Raw genomic sequence first — 17,770 nt, 5'->3', positions numbered from 1 at the left:
CAGAACTCCGGAGACGAGCTCAGGGAGCGAGCTCAGGAGGACGAGGCGATGGTGGCGGACCCCAGGACGGCGTCGCCGTTGTAGAGCACGGCCGCCTGGCCCGCCGCCACGCCGGTCGCCGGGGTGTCGAGCTCGATGTGCAGCACCTCGCCGGAGAGCTGGGCGCGGCAGCCGTACACCTCGCCGTGCGCGCGAAGCTGCACCTGGCAGGTCAGCGGCTCGTACGGCTCGGCGACCGGGCCGTTCCAGACCGGGCGCTCGGCCACGATCGAGCCGACCGCCAAGGACGAACGGGGGCCGACCGTCACCGTGTTCGACACGGGCTCGATCGACAGGACGTACCGCGGGCGGCCGTCGGGCGTCGGGCGGTCGAGGTGCAGGCCCTTGCGCTGGCCGATCGTGAAGCCGTACGCGCCGCCGTGGGAGCCGAGGACGGCGCCGGACTCGTCGACGATCGGGCCCTCCTCCGCGCCGAGCCGCTCGGCCAGGAACCCGCGGGTGTCGCCGTCGGCGATGAAGCAGATGTCATGGCTGTCGGGCTTGTCGGCGACCGCGAGGCCGCGGGCGGCGGCCTCCTCGCGGACCTCGGCCTTCGTGGAGCCGCCGAGCGGGAAGATCGCGTGCGAGAGCTGCTCGCGGGTCAGGACGCCGAGGACGTACGACTGGTCCTTGCCGGAGTCCACGCTGCGGCGCAGCACGCCGTCCTCCAGGCGGGCGTGGTGGCCGGTCGCCACCGCGTCGAACCCGAGCGCGAGCGCGCGGTCGAGGACGGCCTCGAACTTGATCTTCTCGTTGCAGCGCAGGCACGGGTTGGGCGTGCGGCCGGCGGCGTACTCGCTGACGAAGTCTTCGACGACGTCGCGATGGAACCGCTCGGCCATGTCCCAGACGTAGAAGGGGATGCCGATCACGTCGGCGGCGCGCCGTGCGTCCCGGGCGTCCTCCAGCGTGCAGCAGCCTCGCGCGCCGGTGCGGTACGACTGCGGGTTCGCGGAAAGAGCCAGGTGGACGCCCGTCACGTCATGGCCGGCCTCGGCGATGCGGGCGGCCGCCACCGCGGAGTCGACGCCGCCGGACATGGCGGCAAGCACACGAAGACTCATAACACCCCCGAGACTACCCGCCCGCCCGTGTCCCCCGGCTCCCAGACTCCGGCTCACGTTCGCGTTCACGGCGGACACCTGGGAGGATCCAGGGCCATGGGACTGTTCGGACGGAAGAGCGAGCCGAGTCGGCCTGCCGACGCGATCGCCGGCTTCTGGGCGTGGTGGTCGAGTTCCCGGCCGAAGGTCGAGGCCCTGGTGCAGGCCGGTGACTCCGAAGGGCTCGCCGCAGAGATCGCCCCCGTGGTCGCGGCCCTGAGCCCCGAGCTGACCTGGGAGATCACTCCCGGGCGGGCGGCGCTGCACGCGCTGATCGTCTCCTCGGGCGGCGATCCCGAGCTGCGTCCGCTGGCCCATCGCTGGGCGGCCGCGGCGCCGCCGGCGGACGCCCTGTGGGAGTTCCTCCCGTCCCGGCCCGCCCGCTCCGACGCGGCCGAGCTCAAGCTGGAGGTCGCGGGACGAGAGCTCGCCCTGGGCGAGCTGGTGCTCGGCCTTCGGGTGCCCAACGGCACGCCGCGCATCGACGTCGCCGCCTATCACCCGATCTTTCCTGATCTCGACGACGAGACGCGCATGGAGGCCACCCTCCTCGCCCTCGACCGGCTGCTCGGCGAGGACGAGGTGGCCCGCTGGGTGGGCGACATCACCGCCGCCACCTTCCAGCCCATCGACGCCGTGGCCGCCGTCCACCTGCCCGCCGTGGTGGCCGACCTGGCCTCTGAGTACGGGCAGGAGCAGTGGGCCCTGCTGGAGGGCCGCACGGCCGGCGGGGCGCGCCTCGTCGCCGCCGCCCGCCACCCCCTGCGCCCGGTCGACCACCCTTTGCTCGATCAGCACATCGCCATCACGCTGCCGTACACCGAGTCCGACGAGGACGGCCTGCCGGACGGCGGGTCCGCCTCGGCGCTCCGCGAGTTCGAAGAGCGGCTGGCCGCCCTGCTCGACCGGCTCGGCGACGGCGCCCTGCTCACCGTGCACGTGAGCGCCGAGGGGGCTCGCGTGCTGCACGTCTACGCCGACCCGGCCGCCGGCGCTCCGGCCCAGGTCGACAAGCTGGCCGGCACCTGGAAGGACGGCCGCTCCAGCGTCGAGGTCGAAGAGGACCCCGGCTGGATCGCCATCTCCCCCTTCCTGAGCTGACACCCCACCTTCCCCGCCGCCCCACGCGCACGGCCCCATCGTTCCGTGAGGGCACGGTTCCACCGCCCCGCCGCGCGAGCACGGCCCCACCGCCCTCCGCACGAGGGCGCCGGCACCACCCCTACTCAGTGGGCGGTGTGGGGGGCGGGATGGCTGTTCAGAGCTTGGGCTATCCAGGTGTGGGCGGTGGTCTGCGGGTGCGGCCAGGGGGCGTCCTCGATCTTGGCGACCAGTTCCCAGTGGCGGACGGCGCGCGGGTCGTGCTCCTCGTACGCGCGCGAGAGCGCACGCCTGAACTCCGGGCCGTCGTCCGCCGCGCCGTACATCTCTCCCAGCAGGGCGACGACCCGGTCGAGGACCGGCCCGGCCGCGTCGGACTCGGGCTCGACGCCCCGGTCGACGGCGGCGAGCACCATCTCGGCGATCTCGTCGTTGGCCTTGTGCCAGCCGCTGAAGTTCGCGTCCCCGGCCTGGTCGCGCCGGTCCCAGAAGCCCGTGTCGTCCCGTCGCAGGACGGCCCGGTAGTCCTCGTCGGAGAGCAGTTCGATCAGTTCGAGCCACGCGTCGAGCTGCTCGGTGGTGGGCTCGGCAGGCAGGTCGGGCACCATGGCCTCGCGCAGCCCGGTGAGCCACTGCTCGCGTGCCCGGTTGCCGCCGCCGACCTCGGCGACGAAGGCGTCGATCAGCGCCTCACGCTCGGCGGCTCCGAGGCGGCCGAGCGTGTTGAGCCTGCGCAGGTCGGTCTCTGAGGGGTCACCGCGCTCAAGGGTGGCCCGCAGCACGGCGCGGGTGCGCTGCAGCCCCTTGAGCTGGGTCTCCACGGTGCGAAGCTGGAGGGCGAGCACCTGCCGCAGATCGCGCTCGCCCAGGTTCCGGATCGTCGCAAGGTCCACTCCGACCTCGCGCAGAGTGCGGATGAGTTCGAGCCTGGCCAGGTCCTCCTCCCCGTACAGGCGGTAGCCGGCCGGCGTGCGGTCACGCTCGGGCAGGACCCCCACGTCGGAGTAGAACCGGATGGTCTTCACCGGCAGGCCGGACAGCCTGGCGAGCTGCCCGATCGTGTACCCGTCGGGTCGTGGCGCCATGGCTCGGCTCCGTTCGCGTACGTGGACGTCAAATCCGTTTGAGTCTCCAGTGACTGGACACTTTACCGTTTGCGGCATGGCGAAGAACAAGATCACCAAAGTGGTGAAGATACAGCTCAGAGCCGGTGAGGCCGGCCCCGCGACCGTCGGCAAGGACCTGGGCCCGCTGGGGATCAACCTCATGGACTTCTGCCGGCGGTACAACGCCGCCACGGAGACCCAGCGCGGTTTCGTGGTCCCTGCAGAGGTCACGATCTACGACGACAGATCGTTCGACCTCGTCACCAAGATGCCCACCACCGCCTCGCTCCTGCGCAGGGCCGCCGGCCTGGACGGCGGCAGCCCGCGTCCCGGGCACCAGACCGCGGCCACCATCACCCGCGCCCAGCTCCGCGACGTGGCCCGCACCAAGCTCCCCGACCTCAACACCACCGACCTGGACCAAGCCGAAAAGATCATCACCGGCACCGCCCGCTCGATGGGCCTCCAGGTGATGGAATGATCGGCCCAGCCATCAGAGGAGGAGCGAACTTGCCGAAGCGGACGCCGGCGAATTGGGACGACCTGGAGCGGGAACTGCACGAAGCGGGCATCTCCCCTGCCGCGATCGAGGAGGGCGCCAGAAAGCTCCTCGCCGAGCAGGACGAGGCGCAGGCGAGGACCCCAGCGCGCCCGCTCTAGGCTTCCTCTCCCACACGCCGCGTGGCCTCACAGGCGGGATTTCAGGACGTCGACCTCACAGCCTGGCGCGAACGGGTCGAAGCCGTGTTCGATCAGCCAGCGCACCACCAGCAGGCTTCGTAACGACCACCACGCGTGGATCACGTCGAGGTCGACGTCGGCGCCATAGCCGGCGAGGACGTCGCCGAGATGCTTCTCGTGTCCGAGCGTCAAGGTGGCCAGGTCGAACAGGGCATCACCTTGGCCGGCCTCGGACCAGTCGATGATGCCCGTGACCTCGTCGCCGTCGACGAACACGTGAGCGATCTGCAGGTCGCCGTGGGTGAACGCCGGACTCCAGGGCCGCAGCGCGGCCTCGGCGAGCCGGCGGTTGCGGGTGACCAGGCCGGCGGGCAGGACGCCGTTCGTCACGAGCCACTCGCACTCGCCGTCGAGTTCCGCCGTCAGCTCATCGACGGGCCGGCCGGCTCGGCCGGGCCGGGGTGGCGACGGCGCGTCGTGCAACCTCCGGACGGCGGCGCCCGCCGCGGCCCACGCCGCAGGGGACGCGGTCGACGGCTCGCCGAGACGGCCGAGCGCCGTCCCCGGGACCGCGGCGATCGCGAGCACCGGCGGCTTGTGCCACAGGATCTTCGGGGTCGGGACCGGCGCCAGGGCTATCGCCTCGACCTCCACGTCGAGGCGCGTCTGATCGGCGTCCACCTTCAGGAACACGTCGCCGACCCGCAGGGTCGCACGCTCGGAATGGGCGACGAGCAATTCAACCTCATCCATGAGCGCCCAGTATCCCGGGAACGATCGTCGACATCACCGGGTTAATCGCATGCGATCGCGCGGCTGACGGCGTCCCGCCACCAAGCGGCCTCGCGCCGACATCGACCGCCGACCAGGTCGAGTCCACCCCTTTTGTCGGAGGCCTTCAGGGCACCGGCGAGATCAATCTGGCAACTGGAACCTGGCGGGGGAGAACCATTTGATTCGCGTCCCTCAACTCGGCCCTGAACGTCGCGAATTCCCGCCCGCAACGCTATGTAGCGATGACATCATTGACGGTGATCAAAGGTGATGGAAGGTCCGCCGTGCGGTATGGACGTGCCGCGCTTGGGTGTGGGTGCGAGGGGACGCCATGAGCACGGAATCGATCGGCCCGTATGCATCGATGTGGCAGCTGTACGGCGCCGTCATGCGGCGCCTGCGGGAGAGCAGGCCCAATCTCGGGCTCCGCCGTGCGGGGGAGCTGATGTACACAGACTTCTCCAACCTGGCGAAATGGGAACGCGGCGAACGCACTCCCCCGGCGGACATGATCCAGCGCCTGGACGAGGTGTACGGCGCGCACGGCATTCTCACCGCCTTGTACGACGTGCTGGTCGAATTCAAGACCGCCACCGAATCAGCCCGGCGGCACGCGGGTAGACATCTGGAAAACCCCGCATATGGCAACGGAGACGACGACATGGAACGTCGAGCCGCCCTCCAGTTCCTCGCCGGACTCGGCACCCTCGGCGCTTTCGGAGTCTCCAGCGAACCCTTCCGCGAACTCCTCGACCTCTCCCTCGGCCACCCGCACCGAACGCTCGAAGACTGGGAACTGGCCTGCGCCGACCACCTGCGGGCCCTGCGCACCCGTCCCCCCGCCCAGGTCACCGCCGATCTGTTCATCGACCTGATGGCGGTCCGGCGCCAGCTCCAGACGTCGACTCCAGCCGAGGTGACCGAACTCCAGCGCGTCACCGCCATGCTCTCGTCGCTCCACGCCAACGCCCTGACCCGGCTCGGCGACCACGGCGCGGCCGTCCGCTGGTGGTTCAGCTCACGACAGGCCGCCGACGCCTCCGGAGACCTGGAACTCCGGCTACTGGTCCGCGCCGAGGAGACCGGCCACGGCCTCTACGGTCAACGCGACCCCGAGACGATATTGCGTATGACGCGCAGTGCCCAGCGACTCACCGATAAGCCCTACCTCAAGCTGTTGAGCACCGAGGCGAAGGCTCTGTCGATGCTCGGCAGGCACGAGGAGGCGCTGAAGACACTGCACACCCTGCGCAGGGCCGTCGAGCAGGGCGAAAGCGACAGGTACGGCTTCTGGAAACCGGACGGGCTCCACTTCGCAGAAAGCTGGGTGTACGCCGGAGTGGGCAACGAGTCCGCAGCGACCATCGCCGGCGGAAAGGTGCTGGAGTCCACTCAAGATTACGTGTACATGGTCAATATCCAACTCCATGGGGCGCTCTGCACGGTCACCCAAGGCGGTGTGGACCAGGGACTGCAACGAGCCGCAGCGACGATCGACGCCGTCGCCCCCGCCTACCGTGGCCATCACATGATCGAGACCGCCAAAGTGGTACTCCGCGCCGTTCCTTCCGACCAGCGAACTCGCCGCTCAGTAACCGACCTTCACGAGCTCCTGGCTGCCGCGCCTCTCCCGCGAGGCACCTGAAGACGATTGCGAGACCAGTACACCGGCCGGTTCAGCCGGTGAATGCGCCTTCTGGTCGTCCTGCCGGGACGGGGGCGTTTGCGGACGGCTGCCCTGATGAATTCGGTATTCATTCACGCTCGACGATGAATACCGCAGCGCGTGTTCAGATAACTGCGATGGGCGATTGGTAACGGTCATCCACAATGTCCGTCCTGTCGTGATGGTGAAGAAGAGGACGGTCCCCGTGCGGGAGGGAGGCCGCGTCGCTCGGCCCTGCGGGCCCGGGGTGACCGGCGCACGCGTCGACCGCCGGGATGCGCGGGGAGCGCCGAGATCCCTCTCGCGCGGCCGGCATCGTCCCGGCGCAGGGATGAGAACCACGCCGACCGAATTGCCGAAGTGCCCGCTTTCCTGCGTGCTGGGCGGATAAGATCATCCGCGAAAGTTACGTATGGTACTCAGGGGGACAAAAGTGACGATCAGCCGGCGTGACGTGTTCAAGGTGGGCGCCGGGCTGATGCCGGCGATCGCGCTGTCCGGATCGCCGGCGTACGCGGCGGGCGCGCCCACCGTGACGGCGGCGGGGACCGTGCCTTCGCAGCTGGCCGTCCTCGACATCGTGATGAAGACGTACGTCAAGGAGCGGAACATCCCCTGCGCCCAGCTCGCCGCGGTGAAGAACGGCAAGCTCGTCCTGGCCCGGGGATACCGGTACAGCAGCGACACGGCCGTCCCCACCGTGCAGCCGACCTCGCTGTTCCGGATCGCGAGTCTCAGCAAGAACATCACCGCCGCGGCGGTCCTGCGGCTGGCCCAGGACGGCAAGGTGTCGCTCGGTGCGAAGGTGGCCGACCTGCTCGGCCTGCCGACCACGGCCGACTCGCGGCTGAAGGACGTCACCCTGTGGCGCCTGATGCAGCACACCGGCGGCTGGGACCGCGACATCTCCGGCGACTACCTCATGGCCGATCGGACCATCGCCGGCAAGCTCGGCGTGCCGCTGCCGATCGGAAAGAGCAGTATCGTCAAGTACGCCGGCGGCCGGCCCCTGGACTTCGCCCCTGGCACCCGGATGGCCTACAGCAACTACGGCTACCTGCTGCTCGGCCTGGTCATCGAGAAGGTGTCGGGGCAGAGCTATGAGTCGTACGTGAAGCAGAAGCTGCTCGCCCCGGCCGGCGTCACCCGGATGCGGCTCGGCCGCAGCCTGAGGTCGCAGGCCGCGACGGGCGAGGTGCCGTACTTCTCGCAGTACACAAGCAAGACGGTGCTGGCCGACTCGGGCACCGTCGTGCCCTCGCCGTACGGCGGCTTCAACATGGCCAACCACGACGCCAACGGCGGCTGGCTGGCGTCCGCGGTGGACCTGGTCAAGTGGGCCGGGATCTTCGACGCGGCCGGACCCGTGCTGAACGCCACCTCGATCAGCCGGGCGTTCGCCAAGCCGGAGATCGGCGCCACCGCGGACGGCCACTGGTACGGCTGCGGGTGGTACGTGCGCCAGGTGACCGGCCACCTCAACACCTGGCACAGCGGCAGCCTGCCCGGCACCTACACCTACTTGGCCCGGCTGCAGAAGGGCTTCACCTACGCCGCCGTCTTCGACCAGCGCGAGGAGACCGGCACTCTGGACTACGACGTGCTCAGCTCCCGGATGAACACCGCGTGGAACAGCGTCACCACGTGGCCGACCAGCGACCTGTTCTCGAAGTACCTCTGACCCGAGCGGCACCGGCGGCCGCTCGCCACGTCTTCTTCGTCGACTTCTACGTTGACCCGGGCGAGCGGATCCCGCGAGGAGCTGCATGATCTGATCCCGCCCCCAGCGGCGTACGGCTCCCGAGCGAGCGGACGGGCCGGGGGGCGGGAGGGGTCAGGTGAGGCCGGCGCGGCGGGCTCGTTCTACGGCGGGGGCGATCACGCGGGCGAGTTCTTCCACGTCGGCGAGGGTGGAGGTGTGGCCGAGGGAGAAGCGCAGGGACCCTCGCGCGCGGACGGCGTCGGCTCCCATGGCGAGCAGCACGTGGGACGGCTGCGCGACGCCCGCCGAGCAGGCGGAGCCGGTCGAGCACTCGACGCCCTTGGCGTCGAGCAGCATCAAAAGCGCGTCGCCCTCGCATCCGGGGAAGGAGAAGTGCGCGTTGCCCGGCAGGCGCTCGTCGGGGTGCCCGTTGAGCACCACGTCCGGCACCGCCCGGCGTACCTGGGCGATCAGCTCGTCGCGCAGCGCGCGCAGCCGCGTGGCGTTCTCCTGCTGACGCTCGACGGCGATGCGGACGGCCGTCGCGAAGCCGGCGATCGCGGGCGCGTCCAGAGTGCCGGAGCGCACGTCGCGCTCCTGGCCGCCGCCGTGGAGCACGGGTACGGGATCGACTCCCCTGGCGAGCAGCAGTGCCCCCGCGCCCACCGGGCCGCCGACCTTGTGCCCGGACACGGTCATCGCCTGCACGCCGGAACCGGAGAACGACACCGGCAACTGTCCCACGGCCTGGACGGCGTCGGTGTGGAACGGGATGCCGTACTCGCGGGCTATCGCCGCGAGCTCGGCGATCGGCTGGATGGTACCCACCTCGTTGTTGGCCCACATGACGCTGACGAGTGCGACGCCGGCGGGGTCCTCTTCGATGGCGGCGCGCAGCGTCTCGGGGTGGACGCGGCCGTACTCGTCGACGTCCAGCGGCTGGACGCGCGCGCCCTGCCGTTCGGCCAGCCAGTGGGCGGGGTCGAGGAGGGCGTGGTGCTCGACCGCGCTGACGAGCACGCGGTCGGCTCCGCAGGACGCCCGGCGCGCCCAGAACAACCCCTTGACGGCGAGGTTGTCGGCCTCTGTGCCTCCGGAGGTGAACACGACCTCGCTGGGCCGCGCCCCGAGCGCGCCGGCGATGACCTCGCGCGACTCTTCGACGACTCTGCGGGTGCGGCGGCCCGCCGCGTGGAGGGACGAGGCGTTGCCGACGCGCGTGAGCTGCTCCGTCATCGCCTCGATGGCCTCTGGGAGCATCGGCGTGGTCGCCGCGTGGTCAAGGTAAGCCATGGCGTACTCCAGAGTACCCAGTTTGAGAACTGTACCGTCCAGCCGGTATAGTAACGGCTGTGAGAAAAGATGAGCTTTTGAACTCGGCGGAAGAGCTGCTGGCCGACCAGGGGGCGGCATGCCTCACGCTGTCGGCCGTCGCAGAGCGCGCCGGCGTGAGCAAAGGCGGTCTTCTCTATCACTTCGCCACCAAAGAGGCGCTGATCAGGGGCCTCATCGAGCGCCTGATCGCCGATTTCGACGAGCTGGTCACCGCCCAGGGCGAAAGCTCGTACACCCGGGCCTATCTCGCCGCCACCATGGCGGCGGTCCGCAGCGGCAGGCTGAGGCGCTGGGCCGTGGTCACCGGCGCGGCCGGCGACCCGTTGCTTCTCGCGCCGCTGCGCGAGGCGATGGCCCGCTGGCATCGCGAGGGCATGGAGTCCGAGCCCGACCCGATGGCGGCGCAGATCGTCCGGCTCGCCTGCGAAGGGCTGTGGGACGTGGCGACGCATGATCCCGGCATCTACGACGAGGCGCGATTCGAAGAGTTGCACCGGCGCCTCCTGGCCCTCCTGCCGAGCCCATGACCGCTCAGCGACCTCCTCGCCCCGCCATGGCGCCCGTCACGTTATGAGCGCCCTTTCCGGCTGAACCCCGGAGAGGGCTCTCAGCGCGGAGCAGGGTGGATGCCTTCGTATCACGGGGGCGTCTCCGTCTCGCGTCTCGGTCTCGCGGGTGTCTCCGTCTCGGGCGGCGGTCGTCCCGCGTCGGCGGCGCGCTCCGGCCGTCGCGTCTCGGCGAGGTTCCCGTTCCCACGGCGTTCCCCGGTAATCATCCTGGACCGTCACCGTCACGTCGGCGTGCTCAGGGGGCGAACTCTCCTGGATTGCGGGCGGCCTGGGGCGCTCGTCGGCGGATGCCTCCGCCGCTGAGCGTCCGACCGTGCGTCGCCGTGCGTCGCCGTGCGTCGCCGTGCGTCGCCGTGCGTCGCCGTGCGTCGCCGTGCGTCGGTGCGTCGCGGGGGTGCGTCGCGGGGGTCCGCCGCCGGACGTGACCCGCGGCGTCCCTCCCTGGACGTGATGCACGACGTCCCGCCCTGGACGTGATTCACGGAGTTCCGGTCCGGACGCCCGTCCCCCCGGAGGAATACCGGGCGTCCGCCGCCCGGACGGCGCCCCCGGGCCTCCGTGGCCGGCGTCTCCTCCGGGCGCCACCTCGGCGCGTCGCCTCCGGGTGTCAGCTCCGGGGCGTCGCCTCCGGGTGTCAGCTCCGGGAACCGTGGCCGCGTGTGTCGAGGTCGAAGGTCGGCCGCTGCGCGCATGTTCGGACGCCGATCGCCGTGGTCCGCCTCCTCTCCCTTCCCTCCCCCTGTTCCCCTCCCCCGCTCCCCCGTTCCCCGTTCGTCCCCTTCTCGTCCTGGCGCCGCTCGTGGTGCGCAGGACAGGTCGCGGGCGGCCGTCCCCCGGGCCGCCGCCGTGGCCGGCTTCACCGTGTGACAGAAGATCGTTGAAAGGAAATCGTGATTACCCGCGAATTGAGGGTGGCCCGCTCCAGGGCGATCCTCACCTTCGTCCTCGCCGGCCTCGTGTGCGGCACATTCACCGTGCGCATCCCCGCGCTGACCGACAAACTCGACATATCGGAGGCGTCGGTCGGCGTCGTCCTACTCGCCTGGGGGCTCGGGGCGCTGGTGACCATGCAGTCCATGCGTAGCGTGATGGCGCGGACGGGCAGCCGCGCCGTGCTGCGGGTCGGAGCCCCGCTGTGCTCGGTGTTCCTCATCGGGATCGCCTTCGCGCCCACCCTGCCCTGGCTGATCGTCGCCGCGGCGCTGTTCGGCATGGCGTTCGGCGCGGTCGACGTCGCCATGAACGCGCAGGGTTCGGCAGTCGAGCGCGCCTACGGACGGCCGCTGATGAACGGCATGCACGCCGGATGGTGCGTCGGCGCCATGGGGGCCGGCCTGCTCGGCACGGCCGCCATCGCGATGGGGGTGTCCTTCACGGCGAACCTCACGCTGGTTGCCCTGGTCTGCGCGCCGGTGGCGTACGTGCTGAGCCGCGGTTTCCTCGCGGACCGGACCGCGACGGAGCAGGGCTCCGCCGGGGCGGGCTCGCGCGCGCCGCGGCGGCGGCTGCCGGCGGTGGTGTACCTGCTCGGCGCGATCGCGTTCGGCGCCTTCATGGTCGAGGGCGCGGTCGCGGACTGGAACGGCCTGTTCCTGCGGGACGTCATCGGTGCCCCCGAGGCGGTCGCCGCGCTCGGCTATCCGATCTTCGAGGCCGGCATGCTGATCGCACGGCTCACCGGTGACCGGCTGCGCTCGGCCGCCGGCACCCGTCGTCTGATCGCCGCCTCCGGCCTCGGCACGGCCGCCATGTTCACGCTGGTGATCACCACGTCCTCGCCCGTGGTCGCCGTGGCCGGGATGGCGCTCATCGGCCTCACCGTCGCCACCGTGTCCCCGATGGCGATCTCGCTCGCGGGCACGGCCACGTCCACCCCGGGGCCGGCGATCGCCCAGACCGGGGCCATGGGATACGCGGGGCTGCTGCTCGGCCCCGTCGTGATCGGGTTCGTGTCCCACGCCACGACGCTGCGGCTCGCGCTCGGCGTGGCCGTGGTCCTCGGCGTGCTCATCGCGGTGGCGGCCCGTTTCCTGCCGCGCGAGGAGTCCCGCCTGGACGTCCGGCGGCTTTCCCAGCGGCCCGCGGCGGACCGTCCAGGCGCCCCCGGCGTCACCGCACCCGCGGCGCCGGAGCCGCTGGACCTGGTCGCCTGACCGCCATGGAACGGCGCCGCACCCGCTGTCGAGCGGGGTGCGGCGCCGTTTCGGTGCGGGCCCGTGCGGGCTACTTGCGCTTGTCCACCTCTTCGGTGAGCTGCGGGACGATCTGGTGCAGGTCGCCCACCACGCCGAAGTCGGCCAGCTCGAAGATCGGCGCCTCGGGATCCTTGTTGATCGCGACGATCGTCTTGGCGGTCTGCATGCCGGCCCGGTGCTGGATGGCCCCGGAGATGCCGGCCGCGATGTACAGCTGCGGCGCGACCGTCTTGCCGGTCTGCCCCACCTGGAACTGGTGCGGGTACCACCCGGCGTCCGTCGCGGCGCGCGAGGCGCCGACGGCGGCGCCGAGGGCGTCGGCCAGCTTCTCGATGACCGCGAAGTTCTCGGCCGAGCCGACGCCGCGTCCGCCGGAGACCACGATGGCGGCCTCGGTGAGCTCGGGGCGGGCGCCCTTCTCCTGCTTGACCCGGTCGACGACCTTGGCGGCCCGGTCGGCGTCCGACAGGGTGACCGTGACCTGCTCCTCGGCCCCCGCTCCCGCGGACGGCTGGACGGCGGTGGCGTTCGGGCGGACCGCGAAGATCGGGGTGCCCTTGGTGACCCGGGAGTGGACGTTGACGCCGCCACCGAAGATCGACTGCTCGGCGACGAGGCCGTCGGAGATGCCGACCGCGTCGGTGATGACGCCGGAGTCCGTCTTGATCGCCAGTCGTCCGGCGATCTCCTTGCCCTCGGCGGTCGCGGCCACCAGGACCGCCGCCGGGGCGGCGGAGGAGACGAGCTGGGCCAGCAGCTGGGCCTTGGGCGCCACGACGAAGTCGGAGATGTCCGCGGAGTCGGCGACGTAGACCTTGTCGGCGCCGTGCTCGGCGAGTTTCGCCTTGGCGTCGGCGGAGTAGCCGGGGCCGGCCCACACGGCCGACGGGGAGCCGAGCGTGCGCGCGAGCGTCAGAAGCTCAAGGGTGACCTTCTTGACCTCGGCGTCGACGTGCTCGACGAGAACCAGAATCTCTGCCATCGGTCGCCCCTCAGATGAACTTCTTCGACGCGAGGAAGTCGGCGGCCTTCGAGCCGCCGTCGCCCTCGTCCTTGACGATGGTGCCGGCCGCGCGCGGCGGGGCGACGGCGAACTCCGTCACCTCGCTCCAGGCGGCGGCGAGGCCCACCTGGGCGGCGTCGATCTCGGCGTCGGCGACGCCGAAGGTCTGCACCGGCTTCTTCTTCGCGGCCATGATGCCCTTGAAGGACGGGTACCGCGGCTCGTTGATCTTCTCGACCACGGAGACGACGGCCGGCAGCGAGGCCTGGACCCTGTCGTAGCCGTAGTCGGTGACGCGCTCGATCGTGACGGCGGACCCGTCGACCTCGACCTTGCGGGCGAAGGTGAGCTGCGGCGCGCCGAGCCGCTCGGCCAGCATGGCGGCGAGCACGCCCATGCGCGCGTCGGTGGACTCGGAGCCGAGGATGACCAGGTCGAAACCGATCTTCTTCAGCGTCTGGGCCAGGGCGTAGGAAGTGGACAGGGCGTCCGAGCCGTGCAGGGCGTCGTCGACCAGGTGGACGGCCTTGTCGGCGCCCATGGCCAGGGCCTTGCGGATCGTGTCGCCGGCCTTGCCCGGCCCCATGGTGAGCACGGTCACCTCGCCGCCGTGGGCCTCTTTGATCTTGAGGGCCTCTTCGACGGCGTACTCGCACAGCTCGTTGATGACCCCGTCGGCGGCGTCACGGTCGAGCGTGTTGTCCTTGCTACTCAGCTTGCGCTCGGTCGCCGTGTCGGGGACCTGCTTCACGCAGACGACGATGTTCATGGCCGGTGGCCGACCTCCCGTTTCACTGGCGCCACCGCATCGCTGGGATGGCGCCGACTGATCGGCACGTGCGCGCGGGGGTACGCACACGTCGTACGCGCCGCTCCGGTGACCGGCACCGGAGCCGCATTCAGACTGTCACGCGCCCGGGGACGCCGTGACGTTGGGTGGCCCGGGACGATCTCCGTGTCGGAAAGCCCATCCCTTTCCTCCCCTTAATGTACCCGAATTAGTTACTCGTCAGTAGCTTAGCGGCGCGCCCGCAGCGTACGCCCCGCCGGGGCCCGCACAACGCGACCTTCCCGCCATACCGAACTATATTCCAGTAGCTTATCGGGGCCGTGCGTGCCGCGCGGGGTCACCCGGCGAAGGCCACCGTCACCAGCACGATCAGCACGGCGATCAGGGCCAGCAGCAGCGTGGACGGGCTGAACAGCATAGTCAGCGCCGCGTACAGTCCGACGGTACTCGCCCCGCTGACCAGGTCGAACACCACGCGCCCGCGGGCCTTGGCCACCACGCCGGCGCCCGCGTCCACCAGCACGCCCACGCCGTAGGCCGACATGACCAGCAGCGACATCTCGGGGATGTACCGGTACGCGGCGGCGGCCACCAGGCCCGACACCACGCCCGAGCCCACCACCCAGCGCCGGCGCACCTTGTCCCGGTGGCGCACCCGCGGGTCGACCTCCTGACCGGCCATCTCACGGCTCCGCGGCCGCCATTCCTGTGTGGGAGGCTCCGGGGCGGCGGCGCGGCGGCGGCGTTCGGCCGGCACCGGCGGCGGCGCGGCGACGCCCAGCCTGGCGCACAGCTCGGCGGCCGTCGGACGGGCCGCGGGGTCGCGCCGCAGGCACTCCTCCAGCAGCGGCGCCAGCCAGGCCGGCGCCTCGGTCAGGTCGGGATCGTGGTGGACGACGCGGTAGGCCACCGCGGGCGGCGGCCCCGTCCCGTACGGCTGGCGCCCCGAGGCGGCGTAGGCGACGGTGGCGCCCCAGGCGAACACGTCGGCCGCGGGACCGGCCTCCCCGCCTTCGAGGACTTCGGGGGCGAGGTATCCGGGGGTGCCGAGCACGGCGCCCGAGGCCGTGACCGACGACGAGTCCAGCGCGCTGGCGATGCCGAAGTCGATGACGTGCGGCTCGCCGTCGGCCAGGATCACGTTGGCCGGTTTCAGGTCGCGGTGCACGACCCCGGCTGCGTGGACGGCCGCCAGCGCCTCGGCCAGCCCGCTCGCCAGCCGCGTGAGCTCCCCGCCGCGCAGCGGCCCGCCCTCGGCCAGCACCGCGCCGAGCGACCGGCCCTGGACGTACCGCGTGACCAGATAGGGGCGGGCGCCGCCGAGCTCGGCGTCGAGCACCTCGGCTAAATGCGGCCCGCGCACCCGGCGCATGGTCTCGACCTCACGGGCGAGCCGGGCGAGCGCCGCCTCGTCGGCCGCCACGTGCGGGTGGAGCACCTTGACCGCCACCGTGCGCCCCTCGGGGTCGAGCGCCAGGTGGACCTCGCCGAACCCGCCCGCGCCCAGCCGCGACAGCAGGTGGTACGGCCCGAGCCGACCAGCAGTGCTCATGTCGCTCCTTCCGGCCGGGCCCGGCCCGTCGTCGGTGTCGGTGTGGTCACCCGCCCCAGAAGGCCAGGAAGCCCAGGCCGAGGTTCTTCATCAGGTCTTCGATCAGACCGCCGATGAGGCCGGTCACGCTGCTCCGGGCCTGCGCGCTCAGCGCGTCGATGGCGTGCGAGGGGGCCTGCCAGGGGACCCACGACGGGCTGGCCGACATCGCGGTCACCAGCGTGAAGAACGCCAGCGTGCCCACGATGATCGTCACGATCATGGCCGCGCCCGGACTGCGGATGGCCGCGGTCAGCGTGCGGGCCACGGCCCTGCGCGGCGCGCCGCCGCCGGGCAGCAGGAACAGGCCGCCGACGAAGGCCGCGGCGGCGTACGAGGCGGCCCGGTCGGAATCCATGCCGCCGGCGAAGTGCAGCCCGCCCCAGGCGCACAGCCCGAACATCACCGACAGCGGGGTGACCAGCACCGTCGTCAGCGTGGCGCGGATCAGCGCCCACGGCGTGCCGAGCACGGCGAGCAGCGGGTCGCTGGCGCTGCCGCCCCGGATGGACCGGCGCTGGGCGAGATCGCTCCAAAGGTGCTCGCCGACGCGCAGGCACAGCACCACGATGACGATGAAGACGCTCACCAGGACGGGCAGCAGGCGCGCGCTCGCCACCGCCACGGCCAGCAGCAGAGCCGACAGCACCGGATGCCCGGAGCGGTAAGGCGGGCGGTCGGGCTCGGGCCGCCGCTCGGGACCGCGCGAGCCGGGCGCGGGGGCGTACCGGTCGGGGCCCTGGGCCGGCGGGTACGCCTGCGGCGCGTGGGCCGGCGGCGCGCTGCCGCGCGTGGGCGCCGGATAGGCCGGCGGGGGCGGTCCGGCCACCCGCTGGTCGGCGTAGGGCACCGGCGCGTACTGGCCGGGCGGGGCGTAGGGCGCGGGAGGGTATCCCGGCGCGGGCGGCGGCGCGAACGCGGCCGGCGCGGCGGGCGGCGGCGCGTCGGCGCGGCCCCGCCTGCGCTCGCGTTCGGGTGTGGCGTACTGGACGGGCGGGAGCAGGTCGGAGTAGCTGTCCTCGGAGGCCGGCTTGGTGCGCTTGGTCGGCGCCAGGCCGTCCGCCCGGTCGTAGCCGCCGATGACGGAGGTGCCGTCGTCGCCGTTCAGCACGTGGGTGGCGTCCGGGACGGCGCCGCCGGCGCCGGGAGCGTCGCCGCCCAGCACGCGGGTGCCGTCGGGCATCCGGCCGTTGACCTGCGCGCCGTCCAGCCGCCGGGTGTGCCCCGCCGGCGCCGCGGTCTCCTGGAAGGCCGCCATGTTCGGGTCGAGCGACCTGGCCATGGCCAGCAGGCGCTGGGCGTTCGGCCGCTCGGCCGCGTTCACCGCGAAGGCCGCGCGCAGCCAGCCGCGCAGCCACGGCGGCGCCTGGTCGATGTTGGCCCGGCCCTCCATGATGTTGTAACAGACCGCCTCGAACGAGCCCGAGCCGAACGGCGGCTTGCCGGTGGCGCCGAAGAACACGGTGGCGGCCAGGGCGTGCACGTCGGCCGCCTGGGTGATCTCGTCGTCCCTGATGATCTCGGGCGCCAGGTAGCCGGGGGTGCCGACGAACATGCCGGTCTGGGTCAGCCTGGTGGCGTTGACCAGGTGGGCGATGCCGAAGTCGATGACCAGCGGATCGCCGCCGACCAGCATGACGTTGGCCGGCTTGAAGTCGCGGTGGATGACGTCGGCGGCGTGGATGGCGATCAGCGCCTCCGACAGGCCGCGCGCCAGCCGCACCACCTCGCGGGCCGGCAGCGGGCCGTCGGTCAGGACGGTGTCCTCCAGCGTCCGACCGGGGGCGAAGCGCGTGACGATGTACGGCGTCGCGCCGGTGAGCTCGGCGTCGAGGACCTCGGCGACGCGCGGGCTGCGCACCCGGCGCATGGTCTCGACCTCGCGCGTGAGCCGGTCGCGCGCCTTGAGGTCGGCCGCGACGTGCGGGTGCAGCACCTTGACGGCCACCTGCCTGCCCTCTTGGTCGAGGCCGAGGTGGACCACGCCCATCCCGCCCTCGCCGAGCCGGCGGAGCAACCGGTAGGGCCCCAGTCTGTCGAGCGTCTCGGGCACGGTTTCCCCCGTCGTCATGCTGTGTTTCTCCGAAGCTCCGTCAAGCGGTGCGGCTCCAGTCT

General features: G+C 71.7%; 15 protein-coding genes. 7 read left to right on the top strand and 8 right to left on the bottom strand.

Going from position 1 to position 17,770, the window contains the following annotated elements; translation table 11 throughout:
• Positions 1-32: 32 nt before the first annotated feature.
• Positions 33-1,103, bottom strand: coding sequence for a tRNA 2-thiouridine(34) synthase MnmA (gene mnmA, locus ACZ6QO_RS19020; protein WP_465852284.1), 1,071 nt, complete (start codon positions 1,101-1,103; stop codon positions 33-35).
• Positions 1,104-1,199: 96 nt separating this feature from the next.
• On the opposite strand from mnmA, the gene ACZ6QO_RS19015 reads away from it, so the two are divergent.
• Positions 1,200-2,243 carry a DUF695 domain-containing protein gene (locus ACZ6QO_RS19015; protein ID WP_465852282.1) on the top strand — a complete coding sequence of 348 codons (1,044 nt, stop codon included), beginning with the start codon at positions 1,200-1,202 and terminating at the stop codon, positions 2,241-2,243.
• A 125-nt stretch (positions 2,244-2,368) separates the two neighbouring features.
• On the opposite strand, the gene ACZ6QO_RS19010 is transcribed toward ACZ6QO_RS19015, so the two are convergent.
• Positions 2,369-3,328, bottom strand: a complete 960-nt coding sequence (locus ACZ6QO_RS19010; RefSeq protein WP_465852280.1) for a MerR family transcriptional regulator — start codon at positions 3,326-3,328, stop codon at positions 2,369-2,371.
• A gap of 76 nt (positions 3,329-3,404) precedes the next feature.
• Here ACZ6QO_RS19010 and rplK point away from each other — a divergent pair, with 76 nt between their 5' ends.
• The gene (rplK, locus tag ACZ6QO_RS19005; RefSeq protein WP_465852278.1) at positions 3,405-3,830 is read left to right on the top strand and encodes a 50S ribosomal protein L11; all 426 of its coding nucleotides are present in this window, start codon (positions 3,405-3,407) and stop codon (positions 3,828-3,830) included.
• A 29-nt stretch (positions 3,831-3,859) separates the two neighbouring features.
• The gene (locus ACZ6QO_RS19000; protein WP_465852277.1) at positions 3,860-4,009 is read left to right on the top strand and encodes a hypothetical protein; all 150 of its coding nucleotides are present in this window, start codon (positions 3,860-3,862) and stop codon (positions 4,007-4,009) included.
• A gap of 27 nt (positions 4,010-4,036) precedes the next feature.
• Here ACZ6QO_RS19000 and ACZ6QO_RS18995 read toward each other — a convergent pair whose 3' ends face one another.
• The gene (locus ACZ6QO_RS18995) at positions 4,037-4,783 is read right to left on the bottom strand and encodes a phosphotransferase family protein (RefSeq protein WP_465852276.1); all 747 of its coding nucleotides are present in this window, start codon (positions 4,781-4,783) and stop codon (positions 4,037-4,039) included.
• Between the two features lie 352 nt (positions 4,784-5,135).
• Here ACZ6QO_RS18995 and ACZ6QO_RS18990 point away from each other — a divergent pair, with 352 nt between their 5' ends.
• Together ACZ6QO_RS18990 and ACZ6QO_RS18985 are read left to right on the top strand one after the other, a co-directional pair.
• Positions 5,136-6,449, top strand: coding sequence for a helix-turn-helix domain-containing protein (locus ACZ6QO_RS18990; protein WP_465852274.1), 1,314 nt, complete (start codon positions 5,136-5,138; stop codon positions 6,447-6,449).
• 454 nt (positions 6,450-6,903) lie between these two features.
• Positions 6,904-8,151, top strand: a complete 1,248-nt coding sequence (locus ACZ6QO_RS18985; protein ID WP_465852272.1) for a serine hydrolase domain-containing protein — start codon at positions 6,904-6,906, stop codon at positions 8,149-8,151.
• A 153-nt stretch (positions 8,152-8,304) separates the two neighbouring features.
• On the opposite strand, the gene ACZ6QO_RS18980 is transcribed toward ACZ6QO_RS18985, so the two are convergent.
• Positions 8,305-9,465 carry a cysteine desulfurase family protein gene (locus ACZ6QO_RS18980; protein ID WP_465852270.1) on the bottom strand — a complete coding sequence of 387 codons (1,161 nt, stop codon included), beginning with the start codon at positions 9,463-9,465 and terminating at the stop codon, positions 8,305-8,307.
• Positions 9,466-9,524: 59 nt separating this feature from the next.
• Here ACZ6QO_RS18980 and ACZ6QO_RS18975 point away from each other — a divergent pair, with 59 nt between their 5' ends.
• Positions 9,525-10,034, top strand: coding sequence for a TetR/AcrR family transcriptional regulator (locus ACZ6QO_RS18975; protein WP_465852268.1), 510 nt, complete (start codon positions 9,525-9,527; stop codon positions 10,032-10,034).
• A gap of 932 nt (positions 10,035-10,966) precedes the next feature.
• Positions 10,967-12,229 (top strand): MFS transporter, encoded by a 1,263-nt coding sequence (locus ACZ6QO_RS18970; RefSeq protein WP_465852266.1) that lies wholly within the window; start codon positions 10,967-10,969, stop codon positions 12,227-12,229.
• Positions 12,230-12,299: 70 nt separating this feature from the next.
• Here ACZ6QO_RS18970 and ACZ6QO_RS18965 read toward each other — a convergent pair whose 3' ends face one another.
• The 4 genes from ACZ6QO_RS18965 to ACZ6QO_RS18950 all read right to left on the bottom strand — a co-directional run bounded on the left by ACZ6QO_RS18965 (position 12,300) and on the right by ACZ6QO_RS18950 (position 17,726).
• A complete protein-coding gene (locus ACZ6QO_RS18965; protein WP_465852264.1) occupies positions 12,300-13,253 on the bottom strand; it encodes an electron transfer flavoprotein subunit alpha/FixB family protein in 954 nt (317 codons plus the stop codon).
• 10 nt (positions 13,254-13,263) lie between these two features.
• Positions 13,264-14,043, bottom strand: a complete 780-nt coding sequence (locus tag ACZ6QO_RS18960; RefSeq protein ID WP_465852262.1) for an electron transfer flavoprotein subunit beta/FixA family protein — start codon at positions 14,041-14,043, stop codon at positions 13,264-13,266.
• A 358-nt stretch (positions 14,044-14,401) separates the two neighbouring features.
• On the bottom strand, positions 14,402-15,616 hold the full coding sequence (locus ACZ6QO_RS18955) for a serine/threonine-protein kinase (RefSeq protein WP_465852260.1): 1,215 nt from the start codon (positions 15,614-15,616) through the stop codon (positions 14,402-14,404).
• Positions 15,617-15,662: 46 nt separating this feature from the next.
• Positions 15,663-17,726: a serine/threonine-protein kinase gene (locus ACZ6QO_RS18950; RefSeq protein ID WP_465852258.1), complete on the bottom strand. Its 2,064-nt coding sequence runs from the start codon at positions 17,724-17,726 to the stop codon at positions 15,663-15,665.
• Positions 17,727-17,770 lie beyond the last annotated feature (44 nt).

The sequence above is a fragment of the Sphaerisporangium sp. NPDC049457 genome, from assembly GCF_055586705.1.
The sequence above is the reverse complement of the archived record's forward strand: the minus strand, read 5'-3'. Positions and strand labels throughout refer to the sequence as shown.

What these genes read in the sequence shown, in the direction of transcription:
- ACZ6QO_RS19015 (WP_465852282.1), top strand. Translation starts at nt 1,200, where the DNA reads ATGGGACTGTTCGGACGGAAGAGCGAGCCGAGTCGGCCTGCCGACGCG.
- ACZ6QO_RS18960 (WP_465852262.1), bottom strand. Translation starts at nt 14,043, where the DNA reads ATGAACATCGTCGTCTGCGTGAAGCAGGTCCCCGACACGGCGACCGAG.
- ACZ6QO_RS19010 (WP_465852280.1), bottom strand. Translation starts at nt 3,328, where the DNA reads ATGGCGCCACGACCCGACGGGTACACGATCGGGCAGCTCGCCAGGCTG.
- ACZ6QO_RS18995 (WP_465852276.1), bottom strand. Translation starts at nt 4,783, where the DNA reads ATGGATGAGGTTGAATTGCTCGTCGCCCATTCCGAGCGTGCGACCCTG.
- ACZ6QO_RS18980 (WP_465852270.1), bottom strand. Translation starts at nt 9,465, where the DNA reads ATGGCTTACCTTGACCACGCGGCGACCACGCCGATGCTCCCAGAGGCC.
- rplK (WP_465852278.1), top strand. Translation starts at nt 3,405, where the DNA reads ATGGCGAAGAACAAGATCACCAAAGTGGTGAAGATACAGCTCAGAGCC.
- ACZ6QO_RS18990 (WP_465852274.1), top strand. Translation starts at nt 5,136, where the DNA reads ATGAGCACGGAATCGATCGGCCCGTATGCATCGATGTGGCAGCTGTAC.
- ACZ6QO_RS18965 (WP_465852264.1), bottom strand. Translation starts at nt 13,253, where the DNA reads ATGGCAGAGATTCTGGTTCTCGTCGAGCACGTCGACGCCGAGGTCAAG.
- ACZ6QO_RS18955 (WP_465852260.1), bottom strand. Translation starts at nt 15,616, where the DNA reads ATGAGCACTGCTGGTCGGCTCGGGCCGTACCACCTGCTGTCGCGGCTG.
- mnmA (WP_465852284.1), bottom strand. Translation starts at nt 1,103, where the DNA reads ATGAGTCTTCGTGTGCTTGCCGCCATGTCCGGCGGCGTCGACTCCGCG.
- ACZ6QO_RS18950 (WP_465852258.1), bottom strand. Translation starts at nt 17,726, where the DNA reads ATGACGACGGGGGAAACCGTGCCCGAGACGCTCGACAGACTGGGGCCC.